This window comes from Dickeya zeae NCPPB 2538, from assembly GCF_000406165.1.
GTDB lineage: Bacteria > Pseudomonadota > Gammaproteobacteria > Enterobacterales > Enterobacteriaceae > Dickeya > Dickeya zeae.
On the sequence record NZ_CM001977.1, the window covers coordinates 4,457,376 to 4,467,233 of the forward strand.

The following is a 9,858-nucleotide window of genomic DNA, read 5'->3' on the forward strand; positions in this document are numbered from 1 at the left end:
CAGGAATTACCCGGTGGAATTAAATGACTCGGGAAAATTGGCGCTCACGCATTTTGTTGCGGAAATACACATCAAAACACATACAAATATTACGAATAAGCAGCCGTCCTTTCGCCGTCACCCGAATACCGTCAGCCTGAATCTCCACCAGTCCATCCTGTGCCATCGGTGCCAGCAACGCCAGGTCCTCACGGAAGTAATCACCGAATGACAGACCATATGCCTGCTCAATCGCCGCAAACTCCAGTTGGAAATGACAAATCAGCGCTTTAATGACATCACGGCGAATACAATCATCACGAGTCAGGGACAAACCGCGCCACAATGCATGACCACGTTGTTCAACATCTGCGTAATACAGCTTCAATTCTTTTTGGTTCTGCGCATAACTGTCGCCAATCATACTGATGGCAGACACGCCCAACCCCAGCAAATCGGTATCGCCTTGTGTGGTATACCCTTGGAAATTACGGTGCAATTTTCCTTCGCGCTGCGCTACCGCCAGCTCATCATCTGGCCGGGCGAAATGATCCATGCCGATGAACTGATAACCCGCTGCCGTCAGGCTTTGAATGGTTTGCTGCAAAATAGCCAGTTTTTGTTCCGCATCCGGCAGATCCGCTTCTTTAATTTTTCGCTGTGCGGCAAACAAACTGGGCAAATGGGCATAATTAAATACGCTCAGGCGATCCGGGCGTAACTCGGCTACCCGTTGTAAAGTAAACGCAAAACTGTCCGGCGTTTGTTTTGGCAAACCATAAATCAGGTCGATATTGGTCGAGGTAAACCCTAACGCCTTGGCCCGCTCAATCAGCGCAAAAATGAACGCTTCATCCTGTTCGCGGTTAACCAGCCGCTGCACTTCTTTATTGAAATCCTGCACGCCCATGCTAAGGCGGTTGAATCCTTCAGCGCGCAAATGATCGAGCACATCCAGTTCAATTTCCCGCGGATCCACTTCCAGCGACATCTCGGCATGCTCAGAAAAATGGAAATGCTGGCGAAGCAGCGACATCAGCCGACTAATCTGTGCCTTATTCAGAAATGTGGGGGTGCCGCCGCCCCAATGCATTTGGGTGACCGTACGGTTGGCAAATAACGGTGCGCGTTGACGAATTTCCAGCGCCAGCCGATCGAGATATTCATCGGCTTTATGCAGTTGCCGGGTTACCAGCTTATTGCAACCACAGAAGTAGCACAGGCGGTGACAAAACGGGATATGCAGATACAGCGACAACGGGCGGTGGGGATAACGGGCCACCGCCTCGGCAAACGCCGCGTCGTCATAGCTGTCACTGAATTCCAGCGCGGTAGGGTAGGAAGTGTAACGCGGCCCCGAATAGTTATATTTCTGGATCAGGGATAAATCCCAGTCGATAGTCTGTTCGGACATAGAGCTCACTCCTTCCTGTAACCGGTCCTCACCGTACGACGCCGGGGCAACCGATGCTGCCCAGACAATACGGCACGCTGTAATCTGCCTTTCCTTTTCGACAGGCACCACAGTTTAACCAACAGGCCACCCAAAAAACACAGAACTAATAGGGTGATGAGCAGAAACAGCGCTTTTAACATTAATAACCGTCTTTCGGGTTACCACGACGAAGCAGTTGCAGCATATCTTCTTCCTGCTGTTCATCTTCGTCGTCATCGTCCAGGCTAATCCCCAGCTGTTCCATCAGGATATCAATGCGATCCAGCGTTTCATCCAGCCAGGACTGTTCTTTAGCCGGCAGCGTTTCACCTTTCTCGAGCCTGTCCAGCAGGTCATCAAGACGCGGATCATTTTCCAGCATCTCCAGTTCTTCCTGTGGTGACAGGCGAACCGGTTTCTCTTTCGGCATAGTTACCGGTTTGGTTGGCGCAACGGCGCTTTCCGGCAGCAGCGCTACCGGCTTTTTACTGCCAATACGCGGGTCTTTACCTTGACCAGAGGAGGCATTGTGCTGATGACCACCAGACGGCTGCGCACGGCTGCCTGCGGCATGACCACGGTGTTTTTTCTGGCGTTTGCGATCGCGAGCTTCAAGATCCAACTGCTCGCGACTTTTTCTTTTGGTCTTTGGAGCAGGAGCTTTGCGTCCCGCCCCTTGTGATGGTTGTTTCATAGCGTCAATCTCAGGTTCGGATGAGCAAATATAGGGAGAATTGCGGCGGAATCTAGCAGAAAGCATACCAATAAAAAAGTGCTCCAGGCGCTCTGTGCCGGTTTTATTTTTTCAGTCTGTTACCGCGCTAACACCCCGTACAAAACAGATAAACGCCGCCTTTCTCATCGGTTACAGGTATAATCAGCTATATAGAACCGTGATCCAGACAGAGACGCACACCGTGACCCAGCAATACAACTATCATGTGACCCATTTCGTCACCAGCGCGCCGGACATTCGTCATCTTCCTGCCGACAGCGGTATTGAAGTCGCTTTTGCCGGCCGCTCCAATGCGGGAAAATCCAGCGCCCTCAACACGCTGACCAACCAAAAGAGCCTGGCCCGTATCAGTAAAACGCCGGGGCGTACCCAGCTCATCAACCTGTTTGAAGTGGCCGAGGGAGTACGTCTGGTCGACTTGCCTGGTTACGGCTATGCCGAAGTACCAGAAGAAATGAAACGCAAATGGCAGAGGGCGCTTGGCGAGTATCTGCAAAAGCGTAACTGTCTGAAAGGGTTGGTGGTATTAATGGATATCCGTCACCCGCTCAAAGATCTGGACCAACAGATGTTGGAATGGGCCGTTGATGCCGGGCTGCCGGTACTGGTGTTACTGACCAAAGCAGACAAACTGGCTCAGGGAGCCCGGAAATCTCAGCTAACCATGGTGCGGGAAGCCGTGTTGCCATTAATGGGAGATATTCAGGTTGAGACGTTTTCTTCGCTGAAAAAAACCGGTGTAGATAAATTACGTCAGAAATTAGATAACTGGTTCAGCACATTACCCCCAGCAGATGAGTCTTCTCTTCCCGAGTCTGAGCAGTAACGTCTCCATCAAGGACAAGTGAGCTTTCTGAGACACTGTCCTTATCCACGCACCTACCGGCAAATTTTTTGTCGGTAGCATAAGTTTTGGTTATCCAAGAAATTTATTATCAGACAATAAAAAACGCCCCGGTCAGAAACCTGACCGGGGCGGCTAACATTCAGCCAAATCCGATTACGTGAAGTAAAAGGTCTGAAAGATAGAACATCTTACCTCTGTACCCTACGTGTTTAACTCTACCCCATTTCTTTTCTGGAAAAAAGCATTTTTTGTTGTTTAATTTCATAAAAAATGGCGATGAATTAAACAAACCCAAACCAGGTCACACAATCATGTAGCTTAATTACAAAACGCCCATGCTTTGGCTGAAAAAACCAACAGAAAAAGAAAAGCGCTATTTCTGTCGGCATTTACAACCAAACACCATATAACTCACGAATGCGTCAGACCCATTTTTTCACCGAAGACATTAGTGGGCCTGGTCCCAGTTACTCCCGGTACCGATATCCACCTGTAATGGCACATCTAACTGCATGCAGCCTTCCATCAGGTTACGAATCTTCGCACTGACCTCATCCATTACAGAGTGATGCACTTCAAACACCAATTCATCGTGTACCTGCATCAGCATCGTCGCCAATGGTTTTTCCTGCTGTAACCAGTCATCAATGGCAATCATCGCTTTTTTAATGATGTCTGCGGCGGTACCCTGCATCGGTGCGTTAATAGCAGCACGCTCTGCGGCTTTACGGCTCATAGCATTACGGGAGTGAATATCCGGCAGGTAGAGGCGGCGACCATCCAGCGTGGAGACATACCCTTGATCTGCCGCCTGCTGGCGTGTGCGATCCATGTATTCCTGTACCCCGGGATAGCGCTCAAAATAGAGATTCATGTATTTCTGCGCTTCATTACGCGCAATGCCCAACTGGCGGGACAAACCAAAAGCACTCATCCCGTAAATCAGGCCAAAGTTGATGGCTTTAGCACTGCGACGCTGTTCCGTCGTCACTTTATCAAGCGGCAAACCGAATACTTCGGCAGCGGTAGCACGGTGAATATCCAGACCTTCCGAAAACGCCTTCAGTAATCCAGCATCCCGTGACAGGTGCGCCATGATGCGTAACTCTATCTGCGAGTAGTCAGCCGCCAGAATTCGATATCCTTGCGGAGCAATGAACGCCTGACGAATACGGCGCCCTTCTTCATTACGCACGGGAATGTTTTGCAAGTTAGGATCACTGGAGGACAGACGCCCCGTAGCCGTTACCGCCTGGTGATAGGAGGTATGCACCCGTTTAGTCAACGGGTTAATCATCTGCGGCAACTTATCCGTGTAAGTCGATTTCAGTTTAGCCAGCCCACGGTGTTCCAGAATCAACTTCGGCAGCGGATAATCCAGCGCCAGCTCAGCAAGCACTTCTTCATTGGTAGAAGGCGCGCCTTTCGGCGTTTTCTTGATAACCGGCAACTGCAGCTTTTCGTACAGAATGGCACCTAACTGTTTAGGCGAAGCCAAATTGAAAGCCTCACCCGCTAGCTCATGAGCCTGAACTTCCAGCTCTGCCAGACGTTGCGTCAGCTCCTGCGAGTGTTCGGCCAGAATCGTGGTATCAATCAGCACACCGGTGCGTTCCATACGAGACAACACTGGCACCAGCGGCATATCGATATTCCTGAATACCTTGCACAGATCCTGTTGCGGCTCCAGCTTCGCCCATAACGTTTCATGCAAACGCAACGTCACGTCAGCATCTTCCGCGGCATAAACCGCCGCCTGCTCCAGTGGGATCTGATTGAAGGTTAACTGGTTCTTTCCCTTACCAGCGATCTCTTCAAAGGTGATGGTCTTATGCTGCAGATAGCGCTCTGACAGGCTATCCATATCGTGCCGACCCGCCACACTATCAAGCACGTAGGATTCCAGCATGGTATCAAACACAATCCCGCGCAGATCAATACCGTAACGAGCCATCACGCCTTTATCGAACTTCAGGTTTTGCCCGATCTTACCGATGGATTCATTTTCCAGCAGTGGCTTTAATCGCGCTAACACGGTATCTCTATCCAACTGTGTCGGCGCATCGAGATAATCATGCCCTAATGGCAGGTAAGCGGCTTCACCGGGTTTGATGGCCAGAGAGATCCCCACCAGATTAGCCGTTAGCGTATCAAGGCCATCGGTTTCGGTATCAAACGAGAACAGACCAGCAGCATTAATTCTGGCAATCCAGTCCTGCAAGGAAGACTCATCCAGAATGGTCACATAACCATCCTGAGACAATACGCTGGACGCCTCTTTAGGTGCATCTTCAGTGTCTGGTTTCACAAACGGTACCGCAGCTGGACTCTTTTTGCCGCCCTGCAACCATTTGCCATCTTCCACATCTGCCAGCCAGCGTTTGAATTCATAACGGGCGAATAACTCACGCAGTTCCGTTACATCCAGCTCATTCACCGTCAGTTGTTCGCAACCGAGCTCCAGCTCAACATCGGTTTTAATCGTCGCCAGCTGATAAGAAAGGTAAGCCACGTCTTTATGCTGCTCGAGCTTTGCCGCCATGGTTTTAGCACCACGGAAGGTCAGCGTCGCAATCTTATCCAGATTGCCATAGAGCGCATCCAGCCCGCCCACACCTTGCAGTAGTGCTTGCGCAGTTTTCTCACCCACCCCCGGCACGCCGGGAATGTTGTCGGAGGAATCCCCCATCAGCGCCAGAAAATCGATAATCAGAGAGGGAGGAATACCATATTTGGCACACACCTCATCCGGCCCCAGAATAGTGTTATTCATGGTGTTGATCAGGGTTATCTGCGGCGTCACCAGTTGGGCCATATCTTTATCGCCAGTGCTGATCAGCACAGGTTTACCGGCACGCTCCGCCTGCTGTGCCAGTGTCCCAATCACATCGTCAGCCTCAACGCCGGAAACAGAAAGCAGCGGCAACCCCATCGCTTTCACCATACGGTGCAATGGTTCAATCTGCGCACGCAGATCATCCGGCATCGGCGGGCGATGAGATTTGTAGTGTTCAAACAAGTCATCACGAAATGTCTTCCCCTTCGCATCAAACACCACCGCCACATGGCTGGGATGATACTGCTGCAACAAACTACGCAGCATATTGAGCACCCCGTACATCGCCCCGGTCGGCTCGCCAGCAGCGTTAGTCAAGGGAGGGAAGGCGTGGTAAGCGCGGTAAAGGTACGATGAACCGTCAACCAGAATGAGAGGGTTTTCTGCTATTTGAACCATGATATTTCGTGATCGTTGTTTTCTGCCATGAGGGTAAGGATGCCATAGCTGGCAGTCAGAGACGAATACTAACGATCGTTCATTACGCTTTTTGCACAACGTCTCGCAAAAATTCTGTGGATAACTTTGTGTATAGAAATTGAAAGATAATTAACAGCGATATCACCAGAATTGTTTGTTATATGTATTTCATTATCAATCAATGCGTTAATAAAAAATCATTGACATTGTAGTTATATCAAAACGTTGTTATTAATGTGGATAGATATGAAATCACCATGCCGGGCAGTAAGCAGAAATGTCCAGACGTTAGCAGCAGAAGGAAATAAAAACGCCATATGCACTAAGGCATATGGCGTATAGACAAAGCAGAAAATTATTTCTGAGAGAGCAGGAATTTCACTACATCAGCATACTGTTTGACATAGCCGTCCATAGAACTGGTATCAAGCCCGTCGCTTTTTACCATGTATTTTCCGTTCACGAATACCGCTGGCACACCACGCAGTTGCAAATCGGCAGCCGCTTTTTTCCTGTTGTGCGACCAATGATTTCACCACGAAGCTATTCAACGCGCTGTCATAGTCTTCAGCTTTTACACCTGCCGCCACAAAGACCTGACGAATATCTTCTGTCGTTTTCACCGTCTGAGTCTTCTGGACAGCATCAAACATCAGCGGACTGACTTTATCTTCCACGCCCAGCGCAATTGCAACCGCCCAGGCCTGGGTCAACTCTTTACCCAATGGACCCAGGAAATCGACATGATATTTGGTCAACTTAGCGTCAGCCGGTAATGCTTTCTGGATAGCATCAGGAATGTGGTAAACCTGAGCAAACTGGTAGCAGTGTGGGCAGTAGAACGAGAAGAATTCCAGCACCTGAGGGGATTGGGGAACTGGTTTATCCAGGGTAGTGAACTGTTTACCATCGGAAAAATCAGCAGCTGACGCACTGAACGCCAACACCACACCAACCAGCGCAAGCCATATTTTCTTCATATCAAGGTTATCTCCATAATTGTCAGTACATCGGTGCCAGCTGCAACGGTGGTTCCTGCAACAGCCTGACCTGTTCAGTAAAAATAGCGGTCTGCTTTGCCCAAAAATCAGCGTCTTGCATCCACGGAAAACTACGGGGAAAAGCCGGGTCATGCCAACGACGGGTCACCCAGGCCAGATAATGAACCATTCGCATGGCACGTAGCGGCTCAATCAGCGCCAATTCTGACTCATCAAACGAAGCAAATTCGCTGTAGGCATCCAGCAAAATATCCAATTGAATACGCTGCTCCTGGCGCTCGCCATGCAGCAGCATCCACAAATCCTGAACAGCCGGGCCATTACGCGCATCATCCAGATCAACAAACAATGGACCATCGCGCCAAAGAATATTCCCAGGATGGCAGTCACCATGCAGGCGTCTGGCTTGCCAGTGGGTATGCCAGTGTAATTTCACTTCCTCGATAAGCCGGGTTGTCGCGGCCAGAAAGGGCGCTTTCTGCACACCAGCAATTAGAGAACTATCCGTTAATGTGAGCAATGGGTCATCAAGGTATTCCTGTAACCCAATAGTAGGGCGCGTTGAAAACAGATTTCGACTACCAGTCTGATGGATCCGGCCCAGATAGCGCCCGACTTCCTCCAACTGGTTATCATTGTCCATTTCATACTGACGCCCACCAACGCTTGGGAACACGGCAAACCAGAAACCATCATGCGCATGCAACGTATTGCCCTGTAAGACCAACGGGGCGACCACCGGCACTTCATCATCAGACAACTCGGCCGCAAAGCGATGCTCTTCATTAATCTGACCAGCATCCCACCGTTGCGGCCGATAAAACTTCACCACATAACGCTTGCGATCTTCATCGCTAAACTGGTAAACCCGATTTTCATAGCTGTTAAGTGCTGTCAGGCCAGAGTCAACGCGGATCCCCACAGACCACAGCGCGTCCATGATGACATCCGGCGACAGTGTATGAAAATTGAATACGGCATCATGCATGGTAAGCGCTGCTCCATGGCATCAGGTTCTGGCCGTTAATCCTTGATAACGCCGCGGGCACGCAGTAATGCGGTTTTGAAATCTTCTTCATAATCCTTCTGCAAGCCGGGAATAGGCTGTGTGCTATCTGCGTCACGTAACTTTAGATGATAAATAAGGATATCATCAGTCAAATCACTAAGCGCCCCCTCAAACCCGGCTTCCTGTGCAAGTTTTTGTAAAAATTGCACCAAATTCAAATCAGGCTCTTTTTGCCAGGCTGGATGCAGCAACTCAATCAATTCATTTACACGATGGCACTTCATTATCATGACCTCAAACATTGATGATTGTTTATCTAGTATGGGGAAAGGACTTGGCCTTACGCCATAGTTTTCCGACAATAACGCATTAAATCATTATGGATACCAATACGATGATAACAGGTGTGATTCTGGCTGGGGGTCAGTCATCCCGCATGGGCGGAAATGATAAAGGATTGATTGAGCTGGAAGGTAAGCCGCTCTATCAACATGTTCTGGCTCGTCTGAAACCACAGGTTGATACCCTGCTCATTAACGCTAATCGGCATCAGGCTCGTTATCAGCAAAGCGGTTATCCGGTGATCGGCGATATTAATCGTGATTTTTCCGGCCCTTTAGCTGGCATATTTACCGGGTTGAGTATCGCCGAAACAGAATGGGTGGTATTCGTCCCCTGTGATGTACCGGCATTACCCTACGATTTAGTCTCACGTTTACAGCAATCCTGTGGCAATCAATCCAGTGACAATCATTGTGCCGCCTATGCCACAGATGGAGTACGCGAGCACCCAACACTTTTGTTGATCCACATATCCCTGACCGAAAAGCTGGAACGTTATCTGAAGAACGGCGACCGAAAACTAATGCTATTCCTGGAACAGGTAGCGGCAAAAGCCGTTTCTTTCGCCGATCAGCCTTTATCATTCCGTAATCTCAATACACCAGAGGATCTCGCCCACTGGCAGGGGAATATACATGACTGATGTTCCGCTTTTGGCTATTGCCGCTCACAGTGGTACGGGTAAAACCACATTACTAAAACAGCTTATCCCCCTGCTTAACGCCATGGGGATCCGGGTGGGTATCATCAAACATACTCATCACGATATGGACATCGATAAACCAGGTAAAGACAGCTATGAGCTACGCAAAGCTGGTGCCGATCAAACACTGGTTGCCAGTCATACTCGCTGGGCATTAATGACCGAGACACCAGAACAACAAGAACCCGATTTATTTTTTCTGGCCAGCAGAATGGATAGTTCAAAGTTGGATTTAATTCTGGTGGAAGGCTTCAAGCATGAGTCTGTCGAAAAAATACTGCTTTACCGCCATAAGTCTGGAAATAATGAAGTGATGGAGATTGATGACTGCACACTGGCAATAGCCAGCGATGTACCGTTAACACTCCCCAAGCCTTGTCTGGATCTGAACCAGCCAACGCTGATAGCGGTATTTATCAGAGACTGGCTGCGCCAAAAGAAAGGTATCTGACTAATTGAGGCAGTAGCAGAGATGATTACCTGGAGGATTAACGCGGCCGCCGGGGTTGCAGACATAAAAAAACCCCCGGCGCTAACCGGGGGTTCTCTG

General features: G+C 49.6%; 9 protein-coding genes and 1 pseudogene. 3 read left to right on the plus strand and 7 right to left on the minus strand.

Features of this window, described 5'->3' with window-relative positions:
• Positions 1 to 19 precede the first annotated feature (19 nt).
• Positions 20 to 1,393: an oxygen-independent coproporphyrinogen III oxidase gene (gene hemN, locus DZE2538_RS19555; protein WP_023641107.1), complete on the minus strand. Its 1,374-nt coding sequence runs from the start codon at positions 1,391 to 1,393 to the stop codon at positions 20 to 22.
• A gap of 181 nt (positions 1,394 to 1,574) precedes the next feature.
• Entirely contained in the window at positions 1,575 to 2,108 is a 534-nt protein-coding gene (yihI, locus tag DZE2538_RS19560; RefSeq protein WP_019846533.1) for a Der GTPase-activating protein YihI, read from the minus strand.
• A gap of 223 nt (positions 2,109 to 2,331) precedes the next feature.
• Between yihI and yihA the strand changes: the two genes are divergently transcribed.
• Positions 2,332 to 2,976, plus strand: a complete 645-nt coding sequence (gene yihA / locus DZE2538_RS19565) for a ribosome biogenesis GTP-binding protein YihA/YsxC (RefSeq protein ID WP_038915204.1) — start codon at positions 2,332 to 2,334, stop codon at positions 2,974 to 2,976.
• A gap of 160 nt (positions 2,977 to 3,136) precedes the next feature.
• Here yihA and spfP read toward each other — a convergent pair whose 3' ends face one another.
• The 5 genes and pseudogenes from spfP to DZE2538_RS19585 form a co-directional block, all read right to left on the minus strand.
• On the minus strand, positions 3,137 to 3,184 hold the full coding sequence (gene spfP, locus DZE2538_RS21515) for a small protein SpfP (RefSeq protein ID WP_071892919.1): 48 nt from the start codon (positions 3,182 to 3,184) through the stop codon (positions 3,137 to 3,139).
• A 261-nt stretch (positions 3,185 to 3,445) separates the two neighbouring features.
• Complete coding sequence (polA, locus tag DZE2538_RS19570; protein WP_038917044.1) at positions 3,446 to 6,232, minus strand: DNA polymerase I; 2,787 nt, start codon at positions 6,230 to 6,232, stop codon at positions 3,446 to 3,448.
• A 376-nt stretch (positions 6,233 to 6,608) separates the two neighbouring features.
• Positions 6,609 to 7,233: pseudogene (gene dsbA / locus DZE2538_RS19575) on the minus strand (thiol:disulfide interchange protein DsbA).
• Between the two features lie 22 nt (positions 7,234 to 7,255).
• Positions 7,256 to 8,242 carry a serine/threonine protein kinase gene (locus tag DZE2538_RS19580; RefSeq protein WP_019846536.1) on the minus strand — a complete coding sequence of 329 codons (987 nt, stop codon included), beginning with the start codon at positions 8,240 to 8,242 and terminating at the stop codon, positions 7,256 to 7,258.
• 35 nt (positions 8,243 to 8,277) lie between these two features.
• A complete protein-coding gene (locus DZE2538_RS19585) occupies positions 8,278 to 8,547 on the minus strand; it encodes a YihD family protein (protein WP_012886730.1) in 270 nt (89 codons plus the stop codon).
• 110 nt (positions 8,548 to 8,657) lie between these two features.
• Here DZE2538_RS19585 and mobA point away from each other — a divergent pair, with 110 nt between their 5' ends.
• Together mobA and mobB are read left to right on the plus strand one after the other, a co-directional pair.
• Positions 8,658 to 9,248, plus strand: coding sequence for a molybdenum cofactor guanylyltransferase MobA (gene mobA / locus DZE2538_RS19590; RefSeq protein ID WP_038917045.1), 591 nt, complete (start codon positions 8,658 to 8,660; stop codon positions 9,246 to 9,248).
• Positions 9,241 to 9,759, plus strand: a complete 519-nt coding sequence (mobB, locus tag DZE2538_RS19595; RefSeq protein ID WP_038917046.1) for a molybdopterin-guanine dinucleotide biosynthesis protein MobB — start codon at positions 9,241 to 9,243, stop codon at positions 9,757 to 9,759. The genes mobA and mobB overlap by 8 nt, the downstream gene beginning before the upstream one ends.
• Positions 9,760 to 9,858 lie beyond the last annotated feature (99 nt).

Bases quoted from the DNA above. Each gene is read 5' to 3' on its own strand.
- hemN (WP_023641107.1), bottom strand. From the start codon at position 1,393: ATGTCCGAACAGACTATCGACTGGGATTTATCCCTGATCCAGAAATAT.
- yihI (WP_019846533.1), bottom strand. From the start codon at position 2,108: ATGAAACAACCATCACAAGGGGCGGGACGCAAAGCTCCTGCTCCAAAG.
- polA (WP_038917044.1), bottom strand. From the start codon at position 6,232: ATGGTTCAAATAGCAGAAAACCCTCTCATTCTGGTTGACGGTTCATCG.
- DZE2538_RS19580 (WP_019846536.1), bottom strand. From the start codon at position 8,242: ATGCATGATGCCGTATTCAATTTTCATACACTGTCGCCGGATGTCATC.
- DZE2538_RS19585 (WP_012886730.1), bottom strand. From the start codon at position 8,547: ATGAAGTGCCATCGTGTAAATGAATTGATTGAGTTGCTGCATCCAGCC.
- mobA (WP_038917045.1), top strand. From the start codon at position 8,658: ATGATAACAGGTGTGATTCTGGCTGGGGGTCAGTCATCCCGCATGGGC.
- mobB (WP_038917046.1), top strand. From the start codon at position 9,241: ATGACTGATGTTCCGCTTTTGGCTATTGCCGCTCACAGTGGTACGGGT.